The sequence below is a fragment of the Sulfitobacter sp. PS-8MA genome (genome assembly GCF_040933935.1).
GTDB lineage: Bacteria > Pseudomonadota > Alphaproteobacteria > Rhodobacterales > Rhodobacteraceae > Sulfitobacter.
Genome location: NZ_JBFQYJ010000006.1, coordinates 1609946 through 1626028, shown reverse-complemented (window position 1 = coordinate 1626028; position 16083 = coordinate 1609946). Strand labels below are relative to the sequence as shown.

General features: G+C 64.2%; 18 protein-coding genes. All 18 read left to right on the top strand.

Annotated features, from left to right (window positions below):
* The 18 genes from AB4M76_RS12080 (at window position 1) to AB4M76_RS11995 (ending at window position 16083) form a co-directional block, all read left to right on the top strand.
* Window positions 1–1503: an AMP-binding protein gene (locus AB4M76_RS12080; protein WP_368442116.1), complete on the top strand. Its 1503-nt coding sequence runs from the start codon at window positions 1–3 to the stop codon at window positions 1501–1503.
* Window positions 1500–3104 carry a carboxyl transferase domain-containing protein gene (locus AB4M76_RS12075; RefSeq protein ID WP_368442115.1) on the top strand — a complete coding sequence of 535 codons (1605 nt, stop codon included), beginning with the start codon at window positions 1500–1502 and terminating at the stop codon, window positions 3102–3104. The genes AB4M76_RS12080 and AB4M76_RS12075 overlap by 4 nt, the downstream gene beginning before the upstream one ends.
* Before the next feature lie 77 nt (window positions 3105–3181).
* Window positions 3182–5128, top strand: a complete 1947-nt coding sequence (locus tag AB4M76_RS12070; RefSeq protein WP_368442114.1) for a biotin carboxylase N-terminal domain-containing protein — start codon at window positions 3182–3184, stop codon at window positions 5126–5128.
* On the top strand, window positions 5125–5793 hold the full coding sequence (locus AB4M76_RS12065) for a glutathione S-transferase family protein (protein ID WP_368442113.1): 669 nt from the start codon (window positions 5125–5127) through the stop codon (window positions 5791–5793). The genes AB4M76_RS12070 and AB4M76_RS12065 overlap by 4 nt, the downstream gene beginning before the upstream one ends.
* A gap of 39 nt (window positions 5794–5832) precedes the next feature.
* Window positions 5833–6687, top strand: coding sequence for a hydroxymethylglutaryl-CoA lyase (locus AB4M76_RS12060; RefSeq protein ID WP_368442112.1), 855 nt, complete (start codon window positions 5833–5835; stop codon window positions 6685–6687).
* 1 nt (window position 6688) lies between these two features.
* Entirely contained in the window at window positions 6689–7471 is a 783-nt protein-coding gene (locus tag AB4M76_RS12055) for a crotonase/enoyl-CoA hydratase family protein (protein WP_368442111.1), read from the top strand.
* Window positions 7472–7634: 163 nt separating this feature from the next.
* Window positions 7635–8000 carry an NADH-quinone oxidoreductase subunit A gene (locus tag AB4M76_RS12050; RefSeq protein WP_067263411.1) on the top strand — a complete coding sequence of 122 codons (366 nt, stop codon included), beginning with the start codon at window positions 7635–7637 and terminating at the stop codon, window positions 7998–8000.
* Window positions 7991–8605: an NADH-quinone oxidoreductase subunit B family protein gene (locus AB4M76_RS12045; protein WP_368442110.1), complete on the top strand. Its 615-nt coding sequence runs from the start codon at window positions 7991–7993 to the stop codon at window positions 8603–8605. The genes AB4M76_RS12050 and AB4M76_RS12045 overlap by 10 nt, the downstream gene beginning before the upstream one ends.
* Before the next feature lie 101 nt (window positions 8606–8706).
* On the top strand, window positions 8707–9336 hold the full coding sequence (locus AB4M76_RS12040) for an NADH-quinone oxidoreductase subunit C (RefSeq protein WP_093739415.1): 630 nt from the start codon (window positions 8707–8709) through the stop codon (window positions 9334–9336).
* On the top strand, window positions 9336–9509 hold the full coding sequence (locus AB4M76_RS12035; protein ID WP_368442109.1) for a hypothetical protein: 174 nt from the start codon (window positions 9336–9338) through the stop codon (window positions 9507–9509). The genes AB4M76_RS12040 and AB4M76_RS12035 overlap by 1 nt, the downstream gene beginning before the upstream one ends.
* Window positions 9509–10753: an NADH-quinone oxidoreductase subunit D gene (locus AB4M76_RS12030; protein WP_368442107.1), complete on the top strand. Its 1245-nt coding sequence runs from the start codon at window positions 9509–9511 to the stop codon at window positions 10751–10753. The genes AB4M76_RS12035 and AB4M76_RS12030 overlap by 1 nt, the downstream gene beginning before the upstream one ends.
* 79 nt (window positions 10754–10832) lie before the next feature.
* Complete coding sequence (locus tag AB4M76_RS12025; RefSeq protein ID WP_368442106.1) at window positions 10833–11984, top strand: NADH-quinone oxidoreductase subunit E; 1152 nt, start codon at window positions 10833–10835, stop codon at window positions 11982–11984.
* Window positions 11985–12063: 79 nt separating this feature from the next.
* The gene (locus AB4M76_RS12020) at window positions 12064–13113 is read left to right on the top strand and encodes a hypothetical protein (RefSeq protein WP_368442105.1); all 1050 of its coding nucleotides are present in this window, start codon (window positions 12064–12066) and stop codon (window positions 13111–13113) included.
* Window positions 13114–13131: 18 nt separating this feature from the next.
* Window positions 13132–13365, top strand: coding sequence for a DUF5337 domain-containing protein (locus tag AB4M76_RS12015; RefSeq protein WP_368442104.1), 234 nt, complete (start codon window positions 13132–13134; stop codon window positions 13363–13365).
* A gap of 5 nt (window positions 13366–13370) precedes the next feature.
* Window positions 13371–14666, top strand: a complete 1296-nt coding sequence (nuoF, locus tag AB4M76_RS12010; protein ID WP_368442103.1) for an NADH-quinone oxidoreductase subunit NuoF — start codon at window positions 13371–13373, stop codon at window positions 14664–14666.
* A 3-nt stretch (window positions 14667–14669) separates the two neighbouring features.
* Complete coding sequence (locus AB4M76_RS12005; protein ID WP_368442102.1) at window positions 14670–15113, top strand: HD domain-containing protein; 444 nt, start codon at window positions 14670–14672, stop codon at window positions 15111–15113.
* Between the two features lie 112 nt (window positions 15114–15225).
* Window positions 15226–15552 carry a hypothetical protein gene (locus AB4M76_RS12000; protein WP_368442101.1) on the top strand — a complete coding sequence of 109 codons (327 nt, stop codon included), beginning with the start codon at window positions 15226–15228 and terminating at the stop codon, window positions 15550–15552.
* A 120-nt stretch (window positions 15553–15672) separates the two neighbouring features.
* Window positions 15673–16083 (top strand): DUF5333 domain-containing protein, encoded by a 411-nt coding sequence (locus AB4M76_RS11995; RefSeq protein WP_368442100.1) that lies wholly within the window; start codon window positions 15673–15675, stop codon window positions 16081–16083.

Sequence of the window (16083 nt, the reverse complement as noted above, 5' to 3'; positions counted from 1 at the left end):
ATGACACGAGAAGATTGGCCGATCTGGCAGGGCAATATGGCGGCGCAATGTCTGGCACAGCCCGAGGACGCGGTGGCGATCATCGACCTGACCGGCGCGGAACGGCGCGATGTGAGTTTCGGCGAATTGCACGAAATGGTCGACGGTCTGGCGCGGGCGCTGCGGGCCGAGGTGCAACCGGGCGACCGTGTTGGCGTCTTGCTCAGCCAGTCCCCCTGGTGCGCCGCCGCGCATCTGGCGATCTGGAAGATCGGCGCGATTTCGGTGCCGCTGTTCAAACTGTTCAAACGCGACGCGCTGGCCAGCCGGATCACTGATGCGGGCTGTGCGATTGTCCTGACCGACGGCGAAGGCGCGGACCTGCTGGGCGACCTCGCAACGCCGTGGCTGGCCGCCAACGTGGGCATCCCGGGCGAGGCGGTGGAATTTGCCGATGTCGGCCCCGAAGACCCCGCCGTGCTGATCTATACCTCCGGCACCACCGGCACGCCCAAGGGCGCGCTGCACGGGCACCGGGTGCTCTCGGGCCATTTGCCCGGCGTCTCGGTCAGCCATGATCACCTGGGGCAGGCGGGTGATTGCCTCTGGACCCCGGCGGATTGGGCCTGGATTGGCGGGCTTTTCGACGTGGCGATGCCGGCGTTGGCGCTTGGCGTGCCGGTGGTGGCAGCGCGGATGCCCAAGTTCACCGTCGAGGGCTGTGTCGAGGTGATCGCGAAGGGCGATGTGCGCAATGTCTTCTTCCCGCCGACGGCGCTTCGGATGTTGAAAGCGGCGGATGTGTCGCTGCCCGGTCTGCGCTCGGTCGCTAGTGGCGGTGAGCCTCTGGGCGCCGAAATGCTGGCCTGGGGGCGCAAGGCTTTCGGCTTGGAGATCAACGAGTTCTACGGCCAGACCGAGTGTAATATGGTCGCCTCAAGCTGCGGCGTGGATTTCCCCGCGCAGCCCGGCTGTATCGGCAAGCCGGTGCCGGGGTTCGAGATCGCCGTGCTGGACGATGACGGCCAGCCGACCAGTGCCGAGGGCGACGTGGCGGTACGCCGCGGCGCGCCCTCAATGATGCTGCGCTACTGGAACCGGCCCGAGGAAACGGCGGCGAAGTTCCACGGCGACTGGCTGCTGACCGGCGACCGCGGCATCTGGGAGGGCGACTACCTGCGCTTCGTGGGGCGCGAGGACGATGTGATCACCTCCGCCGGCTACCGCATCGGCCCGGCGGAGATCGAGGATTGCCTGCTCACCCACGCGGCCGTGGCGACCTGCGGCGTGGTCGGCAAGCCCGACGCGCTCAGGACCGAGATCGTGAAGGCCTATGTGGTGCTGAAACCGGGTGCCGAGGTCGAAGCGAAGGAGCTGCAGGACTGGGTCAAGGAACGGCTCGCGAGCTATTCCTACCCGCGCGAGATCGCCTTCGTGCAGGACCTGCCCATGACCGTCACCGGCAAGGTGATCCGCAAGGAATTAAAGCGTCTAGCGGCGCGAGAGAATGAGGACGTAACATGAAACTGACATCCCAAGCCCTGCCATCCTCGGAGGCCTATAAGGCCAATGAGATGGCGCATCTCAAGGCGCTGAGCGAGGTCCGCGAGGCCGCCGAGGCGGCCGCGCTCGGGGGCGGCGAAAAGTCCCGCGCGCGGCATGAAAGCCGGGGCAAGATGCTGCCGCGGGAGCGAGTGGCGAATCTTCTCGACCCCGGCAGCCCGTTTCTGGAGATCGGCGCCACGGCGGCGCATGGGCTTTACGGCGGCGCGGCGCCCTGTGCGGGCGTGATCGCGGGCATTGGCCGGGTGCAGGGGCATGAGGTCATGGTGGTCTGCAACGACGCCACCGTGAAGGGCGGCACCTATTACCCGATGACGGTGAAAAAACACCTGCGCGCGCAGGAGATCGCCGAGGCGAACCATCTGCCCTGCATCTATCTGGTCGACAGCGGCGGCGCGAACCTGCCCAATCAGGACGAGGTCTTCCCCGACCGCGACCATTTCGGCGCGATCTTCTACAATCAGGCGCGGATGAGCGCCAAGGGCATCGCGCAGATCGCTGTGGTGATGGGCTCCTGCACCGCGGGCGGCGCATACGTGCCGGCGATGTCGGATGTGACGATTATCGTCAAGGAACAGGGCACCATCTTCCTCGCGGGTCCGCCGCTGGTGAAGGCGGCTACCGGGGAGGTGGTCAGCGCCGAAGACCTCGGCGGCGGCGATGTGCACACGCGGCTCTCGGGCGTGGCGGATTATCTCGCCGAGGACGACGCCCATGCGTTGGCACTGGCGCGCCGCGCGGTGGGGCAGCTCAACAAGAGCAAGCCCAAGACGGTGGACTGGGCCAGCCCCGAGGAACCCGCCTATGACCCCGACGAGATGCTGGGCGTCGTCCCCGCCGACCTGCGCACGCCCTACGACATCCGCGAGGTGATCATGCGGCTCGTCGACGGCAGCCGCTTCGACGAGTTCAAATCCCGCTTCGGCGAGACGCTGGTCTGCGGCTTTGCTCATGTCAAAGGCTGCCCCATCGGCATCATCGCCAACAACGGCGTGCTGTTTTCCGAAGCCGCCCAGAAGGGCGCGCATTTCGTGGAACTGTGCAGCCAGCGCAACATCCCGCTGGTCTTCTTGCAGAACATCACCGGCTTCATGGTCGGCCGCAAATACGAGAACGAGGGCATCGCGCGCCACGGCGCCAAGATGGTGACGGCGGTGGCCACCACCAATGTGCCCAAGATCACCATGCTGGTGGGCGGCTCCTTTGGCGCGGGCAACTACGGCATGTCGGGCCGCGCCTATAGGCCGCGGTTCCTCTGGACATGGCCCAACAGCCGCATCTCGGTCATGGGCGGCGCGCAGGCGGCGGGGGTCTTGGCCACGGTTAAACGCGACGCGATGGAACGCGCGGGCGAGACCTGGACCGAAGAGGAAGAGACCGCCTTCAAACAGCCCACGATCGACATGTTCGAGGAGCAGAGCCACCCGCTCTATGCCTCGGCACGGCTGTGGGACGACGGGATCATCGATCCGCGCAAGAGCCGCGACGTGCTCTACCTGAGCCTCTCGGCCAGTCTGAACGCGCCGATTGAACCGACAAAATTTGGGTTGTTCCGGATGTGATCGGGGCGCGGTTTCGGGGGGCAGCCCCCGGACCCCTCGGCATATTTGGAGCCAGAAAGAGATGAAAAGGGTAGAGCATGTTTGACACGATCCTGATTGCGAACCGGGGTGAGATTGCTTGCCGGGTAATGGAAACGGCGCAGGCCATGGGGGTGCGCTGCGTGGCGGTGTATTCCGACGCGGATGCGGGCGCGAAACACGTGGCGATGGCGGGTGCCGCCGTGCATATTGGCGGCTCTGCCCCGGCGGAGAGTTACCTCAAGGGCGATGTGATCATCCAGGCCGCGCTCGACACAGGTGCGCAGGCGATCCATCCGGGCTACGGGTTTTTGAGCGAGAACCCCGATTTCGTGGAGGCGGTGGAGGCCGCCGGGCTGACCTTCATCGGCCCCTCGGCCAAGGCCATTCGGGCCATGGGGCTGAAGGACGCCGCCAAGGCGCTGATGGTCGAGGCGGGCGTGCCCGTCGTGCCGGGCTATCACGGCGCGGATCAGGACGATACGCTTTTGGCCGATGAGGCCGAGAAGATTGGCTATCCGGTGCTGATCAAGGCCGTTGCCGGGGGCGGCGGCAAGGGGATGCGGCTGGTTGAGGAGGCCGCGGGCTTTCAGGCAGCGCTGGAAAGCGCGCGCTCCGAGGCCAAGACCGCCTTTGGCAATGCGGATGTCTTGGTGGAGAAATTCGTCACCAAGCCGCGCCATATCGAGGTGCAGGTCTTTGGCGACGGCACCCATGCGGTGCATCTCTTCGAGCGCGATTGCTCGCTCCAGCGCCGCCACCAGAAGGTGATCGAAGAAGCCCCCGCGCCGGATATGACGGAAGAGATGCGTGCGGCGATGGGGCAAGCGGCGGTGCGCGCGGCGGAGGCCATCGGCTATGCCGGGGCCGGCACGGTGGAATTCATCGTCGACGGCTCGGGTGGGCTCTCGACCGACGGGTTCTTCTTCATGGAGATGAACACGCGTCTGCAGGTGGAACATCCGGTGACGGAACTGGTCACCGGGGTCGATCTGGTCGAATGGCAGCTGCGCGTCGCTGCCGGGGAGGCTTTGCCGAAGGCGCAGGAAGAGTTGACCATCGAGGGTCATGCTTTTGAGGCGCGGCTCTATGCCGAGGATGTGCCGAAAGGTTTCCTGCCCGCGACCGGCACGCTGACGCATCTCTCCTTCACGCCCCAGACCCGTGCCGACAGCGGCGTGCGGGCGGGGGATACGATCAGCCCCTTCTATGACCCGATGATCGCCAAGGTCATCGTCCATGGGCCGACGCGCGACGTGGCGCTGTCGCGGCTGCGCGCCGCGCTCAAGGGCTGCGAAGTGGGCGGCACGGTGACCAACCTCGCCTTCCTCGGGGCGCTGGCGGAGCATGAGGGCTTTGCCAAGGGCGATGTCGACACCGGGCTGATCGCGCGGGACATTGACGCGCTGACCGCCGAGCCGGAGGTGCCGGGGCGGCATTTCGCGCTGGCCGGGATGGCGGCGCTCGGGCTTATGGACCCGCCGGCCGAGGCCGGGTTCAACCTGTGGCGGCCGCTGCGGCATCAGGTGATGCTGGGCCGCGACGGCGAAGAGCATCTGGTGAAGGTGCGGGTGCTGTCGGAGGATGTGCAGCTTTGGACCGTCAACGACCATGAGGTCCGCGCGGAACGGGTCGCCGGGCGCTGGAAGGTCGAAGGCCATGTCGCGCCGAGCGTCTCGGTGGCCGGGGATGTGGTCACGGTGTTTGACGCCTATGGCATCGCCTTTGACGTGATCGACCCGCTGGCCCGCGCGGCGGCGGCGCATGGGGATGGCAATATCGTCGAAGCGCCGATGCCGGGCCTTGTCCGCGCCATCGACGCCGAGGTCGGCCAGAGCGTGGCCAAGGGCGACCGTCTGGCGGTGCTGGAGGCGATGAAGATGGAACATTCCCTGCTCGCCGCGCGCGATGGGGTGGTGGCCGAGGTATTGGCCCAGCCCGGCGATCAGGTCGAAGCGGGAGCGGCGCTTGTGCGGCTGGAAGCGGACGCAGAGGATGCGGCATGATCACGCTGCACCACTGTCCGCAGACCCGCTCGATGCGCACGCTTTGGCTGTTGCATGAGCTGGATGACGTCGAGTTTCAGGTCAAACTGCACGCCTTTGACCGCAGCCTGCGCGACCCGGCCTATCTGGTGCTCTCGCCCGCGGGCCGGGTGCCGGCGCTGGAGATCGACGGGGAGCGCATGTTCGAGACCGGGGCGATCACCCAGTATCTTTGCGAGCGCTACAGCCCCGACCGCATGGGCCGCTCGGTGGGCAGCCCGGACCGCATGGCCTGGCTGGTCTGGGTGCATTTCGCCGAGACCATCAGCCAGCATACGGCGGCGCTGACCCAGCAGCATATCGCGCTGCGCGAGGATTCGATGCGCAGCCCCATCGTGATGAAGCTGGAGGCCGCGCGGATCGGCAAATGCTACGACGCGCTGGAGGCGCGGCTTTCGACACCGCTGGAGAACCGCGACTACCTGCTGACGAGCGGCTTTTCCGCCGCCGACATCTCGGTCGGTCAAGCGGTCTATATGGCGCGGCATTTCGTGAAATTGGATGACCACCCTTCGGTTGCGGCGTGGTATGAACGGATCACGGAACGCGACAGCTTTGCGCAGGCGCTGCCCAAGGAAGGGCGGTTGTTTGAGCAGGATTTCTACGCGCCATGGCCGGTTGATTAGGCCCGGGCAGGCAGGATTTGCAGGGAAGGAGAACGGCCAATGAGCCTTGGTCCATGTGAGATTTTCGAGGTCGGCCCGCGGGACGGCTTGCAGAACGAGAAGCGGGAGATTCCGGTTTCCGAAAAGGTGGCCTTGGTCGATAAGCTGAGCCAGGCCGGGTTTCGCCGGATCGAATGCGCCAGTTTCGTCAGCCCCAAATGGGTGCCGCAAATGGCCGGGTCGGGCGAGGTTCTGGCCGGGATCACGCGGGCGGAAGGCGTGCGCTATGCGGCGCTGACCCCCAATATGTACGGCTATGAGGACGCGGTGAAGGCCAAGGCCGACGAAATCGCGATCTTCGCCTCGGCCTCCGAAGGCTTCAGCAAGAAGAACATCAACGCCAGTATCGAAGAGGCATTCGCCCGCTTCGCCCCGATCCTTGAGGAAGCCCGGCATATCGATCTGCCGGTGCGCGGCTATGTCTCCTGCGTGGTTGAATGCCCCTATGACGGCAAGGTCGACCCCGGCGCGGTGGCGCGGGTGGCGGATCGGTTGTTCTCCATGGGCTGCTATGAGGTCTCGCTCGGTGATACGATCGGCGCGGGCACGCCCGACAGTATCGCGCGGATGCTCTTGGCGGTGCGCGATGTGGTGCCGGTGGGCCGTTTGGCGGGGCATTATCACGACACCCATGGCCGGGCGATGGCGAATATCGACGCCTCGCTCTCGATGGGGGTGCGGGTCTTTGACGCGGCGGTCGGCGGTCTGGGCGGCTGCCCCTATGCGCCGGGGGCGGCGGGCAATGTCGCCACCGAGGCGGTGAACGCGCATCTGACGGCCCTGGGCTATGACACCGGGGTGGATCAAACGGTGGTCGAAGAGGCCGCCGAAATGGCAGCGGCGATGCGAGGCTAACATGTACGAGACTTTGACGATCGAAACCGACGCGCGCGGGGTGGCGGTGCTGACCCTGAACCGACCGGAGAAGCACAACGCCATGTCGGCGCAGATGCTGGCGGAGCTGACGGATGCGGCCGGGAAGTTGGCCGCTGACGATGCGGTGCGCGTCGTGGTGCTGACCGGGGCGGGCAAATCCTTCTGCGCCGGGGGCGATCTGGGCTGGATGCGCGATCAGGCGGATATGGATGCCGAGACACGCTCTGCCGAGGCGGGTAAGCTCGCCACCATGCTGGGCGCGCTCAATGCGCTGCCAAAGCCGGTGATCGGCAAGCTGCAGGGCAATGCCTTTGGCGGCGGGGTCGGCATGGCCTCGGTCTGTGACGTGGCGATTGGCGTGGATACATTGAAAATGGGTTTCACTGAAACCCGGCTGGGCATCATTCCGGCGACCATCGGGCCCTATGTTCTGGCACGGATGGGCGAGGGGCGGGCGCGGCGGGTCTTCATGTCGGCACGCCTGTTTGATGCGGCCGAGGCGGTCGATCTGGGGCTGCTCGCCCGCGCCGTTCCGGCGGATGATCTGGACGCGGCGGTGGAGGCTGAGGTCGTCCCCTATCTCTCCTGCGCGCCGGGGGCCGTGGCGGCGGCCAAGAAGCTCGCGCAGGACTTGGGCGGAATCGCCACGCCCGAGGCGGTGAAACTGTCCATCGATGCGCTCGCCGCCCGCTGGGAAACCGAAGAAGCCGCCGAGGGAATCGGTGCCTTTTTCGACAAGCGCAAGGCGGCATGGGTGATCTAGGGTCAGCCCTGCGCGAATTGACGGGATTGAGACGGGGCGGGGCGGCAATATGCGGCCTTGGCCCGTTGACCCTACCCACCGGCAGAGTTAAACCCGTTCCAAGTTTGTCTGCGCGGGGCTCGGACCCCTTTCGACTGCCGCGCACCGCGAAAGGAGCATCCCCTTGGACGACATGCTGCGGGAATACCTGCCCATCCTCGTTTTTCTGGCCGTGGCCATCGGCTTGGGCCTTGTGCTGATCCTCGCCGCTGTGGTGGTGGCTGTGCGCAACCCGGACCCGGAAAAGGTCTCGGCCTATGAATGCGGGTTCAACGCTTTTGACGACGCGCGGATGAAATTCGACGTGCGTTTCTATCTGGTCTCGATCCTCTTCATCATCTTCGACCTCGAAATTGCCTTCCTCTTCCCTTGGGCCGTGGCCTTTAAGGAAGTGAGCATGGTTGGTTTCTGGTCCATGATGGTGTTCTTGGGCGTGCTGACGGCGGGCTTCGCCTATGAATGGAAGAAGGGAGCGCTGGAATGGCAGTAAAGGATGACGGTCTGGTCACCCCGGTCATGGGGGATGGCTATCAGAGCCCTCGGGTCAAATCCGGGGCGTCCGCGCCTGCGGCCTACGGCCAATATGGCGCCGGGCCGGACCCTGAGGTCGCGACCCAGAGCCTGAATGCCGAGTTGCAGGACAAGGGCTTCTTGGTGACCTCGACCGAGGATATCATCAACTGGGCGCGTACTGGCTCGCTGCACTGGATGACCTTTGGTCTGGCCTGCTGCGCGGTCGAGATGATGCACAGTTCGATGCCGCGCTATGATCTTGAGCGCTTTGGCACGGCGCCGCGCGCCTCTCCGCGCCAGTCTGACCTCATGATCGTCGCGGGCACCCTGACCAATAAAATGGCCCCGGCGCTGCGCAAGGTCTACGACCAGATGCCAGAGCCGCGCTATGTGATCTCAATGGGCTCCTGCGCCAATGGCGGGGGCTATTACCACTACAGCTACTCGGTCGTGCGCGGCTGTGACCGGATCGTGCCGGTGGACATCTATGTGCCTGGCTGCCCGCCCACGGCAGAGGCGCTGCTTTACGGGATCTTGCAATTGCAGCGCAAGATCCGCCGCACTGGGACGATCGTGCGGTAAGCGACGGCCCGCGCCCCTTGCGGCGTGGGCAGGACAGACAAGGCGCCGGATGCGCGCGACAGTGAGATGGCGTTGATCGGCGCGTGGAAGGAAGATTTGCGATGAGCGAACAACTGCAGGAACTTGGAGCCTATATCGAAGCCAAACGGCCCGATTGTGTGCTCGGTTGGGATGTCACCAAGGGTGAGCTGAACATGAATGTGGCGCTGGCCAATGTGGCCGGGCTGGTGGAATTCCTGCGCAGCGACCCGACTTGCCGCTTCTCGACCCTCGTCGACATCACGGCGGTGGACTACCCCGGCCGGGCCAAGCGCTTCGATGTGGTCTACCACTTCCTGTCGATGTACCAAAACCACCGCATCCGCCTGCGCGCCACCGCGCGGGAGAAGGACATGGTGCCCTCGCTGACCTCGGTGCATCCCAGTGCCGATTGGTTCGAGCGCGAGATTTTCGACATGTTCGGCATCCTCTTTTCCGGCCATCCGGACCTGCGCCGCATCCTGACGGATTACGGCTTCCGCGGCCATCCGCTGCGCAAGGATTTCCCGACCACGGGCTATACCGAAGTGCGCTATGACGAGGCCGCCAAACGCGTGGTCTATGAGCCGGTGAGCCTGGTGCAGGAATATCGCCAGTTCGACTTCATGTCGCCCTGGGAAGGGGCCGACTACATTCTGCCGGGCGATGACAAGGCGGCGCCTGACGGCCATGTCAGCAAGGACGCGAAGTAATGGGCGGGCTTTGGTGGCTGATCCTCTCTGCGCTGACCGCCATCCCGATGGTCAAGCTTTTGCCGTTCTTCGGCATCAATAAATACTGGGCAGCAGCCTGTCTGATCCCGCTGGGCACGATTGCCCTGCTGTGGTGGATGGGGCTCAAGCTGCAAGAACTGGAGAAACGGTAATGGACGGCGACATTCGCACAAAAGCCTTTGACGACGGGTCGACCGACTTTGAGTCCGGCGAGCAGAAGATCCGCAACTTCAACATCAACTTCGGCCCGCAACACCCTGCCGCGCACGGGGTTTTGCGTCTGGTGCTGGAGCTTGACGGCGAGGTTGTAGAGCGTTGCGATCCGCATATCGGCCTGCTGCACCGTGGCACCGAAAAGCTGATGGAAAGCCGCACCTATCTGCAGAACCTGCCCTATTTCGACCGGCTCGACTATGTGGCCCCGATGAACCAGGAGCACGCCTGGTGTCTGGCCATCGAAAAGCTGACCGACACGGTGGTGCCGCGCCGGGCCTCGCTGATCCGGGTGCTGTTCTCCGAGATCGGGCGTATCCTGAACCACCTGCTCAACGTCACCACACAGGCGCTGGACGTGGGCGCGCTGACCCCGCCGCTCTGGGGGTTTGAAGAGCGTGAAAGCCTGATGATCTTTTACGAGCGGGCCTGCGGCGCGCGCCTCCACGCGGCTTACTTCCGCCCCGGTGGGGTGCACCAAGACCTGCCGCCCGCGCTCTTGGATGATATCGAAGCCTGGTGTGATCAGTTCCTGACCAAATTCATGGTCGATATCGACGAGCTGCTGACCGAAAACCGGATTTTCAAACAGCGCAACGTCGACATCGGCATTGTGACCGAACAGGACATTCTGGACTATGGGTTCAGCGGCGTCATGGTCCGTGGCTCTGGTCTGGCCTGGGATCTGCGCCGCGCGCAACCCTATGAATGTTATGACGAATTCGACTTCCAGATTCCCGTGGGCAAGAACGGCGATTGCTTTGACCGCTACCTTTGCCGGATGGAAGAGATGCGCCAGTCGACCTTCATCATCCAGCAGGCGATCGAAAAGCTGCGCGCGCCCGAAGGGCAGGGCGACATCCTCGCCCGCGGCAAGATCACACCGCCGTCGCGCACTGCGATGAAGACCGATATGGAAAGCCTGATCCACCACTTCAAACTCTATACCGAAGGCTTCCACGTGCCTGCGGGTGAGGTCTACTGCGCCGTTGAAGCGCCCAAAGGGGAGTTTGGCGTCTATCTGGTGGCGGATGGGACCAATAAACCCTACCGCTCCAAGATCCGCGCGCCCGGCTTTCTGCATCTGCAAGCGATGGATCATATCGCCACCGGTCACCAATTGGCCGATGTGGCCGCGATCATCGGGACGATGGATGTCGTCTTTGGAGAGATTGACCGGTAATGGCTGCCGCTCTTCATATTGCCCGGAATACTTACGCCGGGGGCGCAGATCGCCTCCGCTTGACCATAGGTTCGAACTAATGCTCCGCCGTCTACACCCTGACCAGCCCGAGACTTTTGCCTTCACGCCCGCCAACCAGGAATGGGCCGAAGCGCAGATCACGAAATACCCCGAAGGCCGTCAGGCCAGCGCGATCATCCCGCTGCTGTGGCGGGCGCAGGAACAAGAGGGCTGGCTGACCCGTGCGGCGATCGAACATGTGTCGGAAATGCTCGGCATGGCCTATATCCGCGGGTTGGAAGTGGCAACATTCTACTTTATGTTCCAGCTGCAACCTGTTGGTTCCGTTGCGAATATTCAGATTTGCGGCACGACCTCCTGCATGATCTGCGGGGCCGAAGATCTGGTGGCGGTCTGCAAGGAACGGATCGCCCCGCGCCCCCATGAGCTTTCCGCCGACGGGCGTTTTTCCTGGGAAGAGGTCGAATGTCTCGGGGCTTGCTCGAACGCGCCCATGGCGCAGATCGGCAAGGACTATTACGAAGACCTGACCACCGAACGGCTGCATGCCATCTTGGATGAGTTGGACGCCGGGAATGTGCCGGTCCCCGGCCCTCAGAACGGGCGCTATGCCTCGGAACCTCTGAGCGGTCTGACCAGCCTCACCGAATACGAGAGCGGCCGCACCCAGTATAACGCCAGCGTGCAGCGGGCGGTTGATATTGGCGATACCATCAAGCGGATCGACGGGACCGAGGTGCCGCTGCTGACTCCTTGGCAGAACCAGCCAGAGCCGCCGCAGCCTGAACCGATTGAAAAGGTCGAAGCCGAAGAGCCGCGCCCGGCCGAGGGTGAGCCCGCCGACAAGACCGGTGTGGCCGAGCAGGAGGCCGAGGCGATGTCCAAGAGCAAGCCGCGTTCCAAACGTGACCCCGCAGGCGAAAGCGCCGATGCCGCCGCGGCGGAAACCACAGCGCCCAGCACGCCGGGCAAAAAGCCCGAACAATTGGACGGGCCGCGCGAGAACGGGGCGGATGATCTGAAAAAGATCAAAGGCGTCGGGCCGAAGCTGGAGCAGATGTTGAACAACATGGGCTTTTACCATTTCGATCAGATCGCCAATTGGGGACCGGAAGAGGTCGCTTGGGTTGATCAGAACCTCGAAGGGTTCAAAGGTCGGGTCAGCCGCGACAATTGGGTCGCGCAGGCGGGGAGTCTCGCAAAGGAATAACGGAGTTTTCACAATGGGCGGCCAAATACGGCGCCGCTAAGTAGCCGCATCGCCCGCAATCAGGGGGAGAAGAACAGTCATGACGCAGATTTCGGAACGGGAGGCCTGTACCAAGCGCAGCTGGTACATGGGCGGTGCCATCGGCGTGCTGGTGGCTTTTTTGATGCTGGTGATGGGCGATGGCGGCTTGATCAAAGCGCTTGTCGTCGGCGCTTTGGTGACCGTGGTTGCGGGCTATCTCCTGATGACTTTCCTATGCAAGGACGCGCCCGCCAACGCACCGCAAGACAATACGCGCAGCGCGGCGGCGGCCTCTGCCGCGGCGGCCCCGACAGCGTCGGGCAGCGTATCCCCGACCGTGGGCACGGTGCCGGCCGGCGACGCCGGGATCGGCGCGGCGGAACGTGCGAGCGGACCGCGGGATGCTGACGAAGGCGATGATGCCGCCCCAGCCGCGCCCATTGCCGATACGTCGGTGGTGGCGGATGAGGTTGCCGCGCCTGCGCCGAAGCCTGAGACGGCAGCCGTAGACGAGACGTCAGAGCCACCCGTTGCGGACACGGCGAATGTAGAAGAAGCGCCCACGCCTGAGCCGGCTGCCCGGGACGATGACGCGCCTGTCGAAAGCGCCACGCCGGAACCGGCTGCCCGCGACGAGGATGCACCTGCCGAGAGCGCCAGGCCGGAACCGGCCGCCCCGGAACTGCCCCGCACGAAACCGACTTCCCTGCCCGAAGAGGACGTGCATAGCGCCGCCACTGCCTCGCTCGATGAGACGGCAGAGGCGCCTCTGGCCGATAGGGAACCCGATGCGGCCCCGCTGGTGACCCCGCCGCCAACCGCCCCCGCCGCGGAGGAAAGCGGCACGGTTTCCGAAGAAAAACCCGCTTTGCTGGACGCGCCCCGCGCCGAAGGGGCCGATGACCTCAAACGCATCGGCGGGATCGGCCCGAAGATGGAACAGACGCTGAATGATCTTGGCATCTATCATTTCGACCAGCTGGCCGCGCTGAACGAGCGTGAGATCGCATGGGTCGATTCCCGGCTGCGGTTCAAGGGTCGGATCGCGCGAGACAATTGGGTCGGGCAGGCCAAAACCCTCGCCGACGCCAGCGATTCCCAGAGCTAACGGGGCAGCGTAGAACCAATGAGCGAAGCCGAAGACAAAGCGCTTGCCCGCAAGGGCCGTACCGCAGGGCTGGTCATTGCCGTGACCATGACCCTATGGGTGCTCTTGCAATGGGCCGCCCCGGCAATCGGGCTGCCGGGGCGCTATGCGCTGCTCTTCGACTTTGCCGCCCTCGCCGCGCTGATCTGGGCGATGGTTGTGATTTATCAAATGTGGCAGGCCCGCCGGGCCAGCCGTGAGAACCAAAGGTAGGCATCATGCTTCAGGACAAAGACCGCATTTTTACCAATATCTACGGCATGCATGACCGCACCCTGAAAGGCGCGCAGTCGCGCGGCCATTGGGATGGGACTGCCGGGATCATCGAAAAGGGCCGCGATTGGATCGTGGACCAGATGAAAGCCTCCGGCCTGCGCGGCCGGGGCGGGGCGGGTTTCCCCACCGGGCTGAAATGGTCCTTCATGCCGAAAGAGAGCGATGGCCGCCCCGCCTATCTGGTGGTCAATGCCGACGAATCCGAGCCCGGCACCTGTAAAGACCGCGAAATCATGCGCCATGATCCGCATACGCTGATCGAAGGCTGCCTGATCGCCTCTTTCGCGATGAACGCGCATGCCTGCTACATCTACCTGCGCGGCGAATACATCCGCGAGCGTGAAGCGCTGCAAACCGCCATTGATGAGGCCTATGAGGCCGGTCTGGTGGGCAAGAACGCCTCCAAATCTGGCTGGGATTTCGACATCTACCTGCACCACGGGGCGGGCGCCTATATCTGCGGCGAAGAAACCGCGCTTCTGGAAAGCCTCGAAGGCAAGAAGGGCATGCCGCGGATGAAACCACCCTTCCCGGCGGGCGCGGGTCTTTATGGCTGCCCGACCACGGTGAACAACGTGGAATCCATCGCCGTGGTGCCGACCATTCTGCGCCGCGGGCCGGAGTGGTTTGCGGGCTTTGGCCGGGCCAATAACGCCGGCACCAAGCTTTTTGCGATCTCCGGTCACGTCAACAACCCCTGCGTTGTTGAAGAGGCGATGAGCATTTCCTTTGAAGAGCTGATCGAAACCCATTGCGGGGGCATCCGCGGCGGCTGGGACAACCTGAAGGCGGTGATCCCTGGTGGCTCCTCGGTGCCGCTGATTCCGGGCAAGGACATGCGCGACGCGATCATGGATTTCGACTATCTGCGCGAGCAACGTTCGGGCCTTGGCACCGCGGCGGTGATCGTGATGGACAATTCCACGGATGTGATCAAAGCGATCTGGCGGCTGTCGAAGTTCTACAAACACGAAAGCTGCGGCCAGTGCACGCCTTGCCGCGAAGGCACCGGCTGGATGATGCGGGTGATGGACCGTCTGGTCTCGGGCGATGCCGAGCCCGAGGAGATCGACATGCTGCTCGATGTGACCAAACAGGTCGAAGGCCATACGATCTGCGCGCTCGGCGATGCGGCGGCCTGGCCGATTCAGGGTCTGATCCGCCACTTCCGCGACGAGATCGAGGACCGTATCAAACACAAGCGCACCGGCCGCGTCAGCGCGGTGGCGGCGGAGTAGGCCATGACCGCAGCGCAGTCCGATCAGGTTGGCGCGGCCTTTGAGATGGCTCTGGCCGCGCATGGCCAGCAGACCGACCGGGCCGGGCAGCTTTACATCGGCCATGTCGCGCGGGTCACGGCGCGGATGGACAGTGCCGCCGATCAGGTCGTGGCGCTGTTGCATGATGTGGTCGAGGATACGGATGTAACGCTGGAGGAGATCGCGGCGCGTTTCGGGCAGGGGGTCGCACATTCGGTGGCCTGTTTGACCCACCCCGAGGACGAGCCGCTTGAGGATTACATCGCCCGCGTCGCCTCTGACCCCTGCGCGTTGCGGGTAAAGCTGGCCGATCTGGACGACAATGACGATGACGCGCGTCTGGCGCTCTTGCCCGAGGAGACACGGGCGCGGCTGAAAGAGAAATACCGCCGCTCCCGCGCGCTTTTGGCGCAAGCGCAGGCATAAGCGGCGGCATGGCTTGACCATTGCGGCGGTAATGGCGATAGCAGACGCGCATTTGACGCGGCCGATTTGAAACATGCGTCAGGGGGTGCCCCATGCGCAGCGGAGTGACGTTATGAAATATGCTTTGACGCTTTTGATCGCCGGCACCGTGTTGGCAGGCTGCGCGAATGACAGTGACCGCGTGGCGTTTGACGGGCAATATTTCAGCACCAAACTGCGCAAGATTGATGGCCAGCGCGACGTCTTTCAGGTGACGGTCCGGGACGCGGCGAAATCGCTCGACGGGGCCCGCGAAGCGGCGCGTTTCGAGGCGGTCAAATACTGCGTCGGGCTCTACGGAAATTCCGATATCGACTGGACGGTGGGCCCGGATGCGCCCGCCTCGGCACTGCGGCTCGACGGGGGGGCGCTGACCTTTCAGGGGCGTTGCCCGCAGTGAGACCATCGGCGACATATCGCAGGATGCAGGGCCGGAACGCCGGTGATATTGCATATCACGGCGCGCAAGCTCCATCTGTCAGCCGGGCCTTAACGGCCCGCTGCATGAAGGAGAATTGATATGCGCACCCTGATGATCGCCGTGATCGGCCTGAGCCTGACCGCCGCCACCGTCACCCCCGCCGCCGCCAAACCGCCGCTGCGTGAGGTGGCCGCGATTGACGATGCGCTTTTGGACATTGGCGTGGCGGACATCATCCGCAAGAATTGCCCCACGATCAGCGCGCGCATGTTGCGGGCGGTCAAAATGGCGTGGGACCTCAAGGCAAAGGCCGGCGATCTGGGCTACTCCGACGCCGAGATCGACGCCTATATCGACAGTGACGCTGAAAAAGCACGGATGAAAGCGCGCGGGGCCGCGTTTTTCAAGGCTAGGGGGGTCGATACTTCGGACCCGCAAAGCTATTGTGCGCTTGGACGCGAAGAGATTCAAAAATCGAGCCGGATCGGTTCGTTACTGAAGGCAAAGTGA

Coding starts and splice junctions, on each gene's coding strand:
- AB4M76_RS11995 (WP_368442100.1), top strand. CDS start 15,673: ATGCGCACCCTGATGATCGCCGTGATCGGCCTGAGCCTGACCGCCGCC.
- AB4M76_RS12020 (WP_368442105.1), top strand. CDS start 12,064: ATGACGCAGATTTCGGAACGGGAGGCCTGTACCAAGCGCAGCTGGTAC.
- AB4M76_RS12045 (WP_368442110.1), top strand. CDS start 7,991: ATGGCAGTAAAGGATGACGGTCTGGTCACCCCGGTCATGGGGGATGGC.
- AB4M76_RS12040 (WP_093739415.1), top strand. CDS start 8,707: ATGAGCGAACAACTGCAGGAACTTGGAGCCTATATCGAAGCCAAACGG.
- AB4M76_RS12000 (WP_368442101.1), top strand. CDS start 15,226: ATGAAATATGCTTTGACGCTTTTGATCGCCGGCACCGTGTTGGCAGGC.
- AB4M76_RS12055 (WP_368442111.1), top strand. CDS start 6,689: ATGTACGAGACTTTGACGATCGAAACCGACGCGCGCGGGGTGGCGGTG.
- AB4M76_RS12015 (WP_368442104.1), top strand. CDS start 13,132: ATGAGCGAAGCCGAAGACAAAGCGCTTGCCCGCAAGGGCCGTACCGCA.
- AB4M76_RS12005 (WP_368442102.1), top strand. CDS start 14,670: ATGACCGCAGCGCAGTCCGATCAGGTTGGCGCGGCCTTTGAGATGGCT.
- AB4M76_RS12030 (WP_368442107.1), top strand. CDS start 9,509: ATGGACGGCGACATTCGCACAAAAGCCTTTGACGACGGGTCGACCGAC.
- AB4M76_RS12035 (WP_368442109.1), top strand. CDS start 9,336: ATGGGCGGGCTTTGGTGGCTGATCCTCTCTGCGCTGACCGCCATCCCG.
- AB4M76_RS12025 (WP_368442106.1), top strand. CDS start 10,833: ATGCTCCGCCGTCTACACCCTGACCAGCCCGAGACTTTTGCCTTCACG.
- AB4M76_RS12070 (WP_368442114.1), top strand. CDS start 3,182: ATGTTTGACACGATCCTGATTGCGAACCGGGGTGAGATTGCTTGCCGG.
- AB4M76_RS12080 (WP_368442116.1), top strand. CDS start 1: ATGACACGAGAAGATTGGCCGATCTGGCAGGGCAATATGGCGGCGCAA.
- AB4M76_RS12065 (WP_368442113.1), top strand. CDS start 5,125: ATGATCACGCTGCACCACTGTCCGCAGACCCGCTCGATGCGCACGCTT.
- AB4M76_RS12060 (WP_368442112.1), top strand. CDS start 5,833: ATGAGCCTTGGTCCATGTGAGATTTTCGAGGTCGGCCCGCGGGACGGC.
- nuoF (WP_368442103.1), top strand. CDS start 13,371: ATGCTTCAGGACAAAGACCGCATTTTTACCAATATCTACGGCATGCAT.
- AB4M76_RS12075 (WP_368442115.1), top strand. CDS start 1,500: ATGAAACTGACATCCCAAGCCCTGCCATCCTCGGAGGCCTATAAGGCC.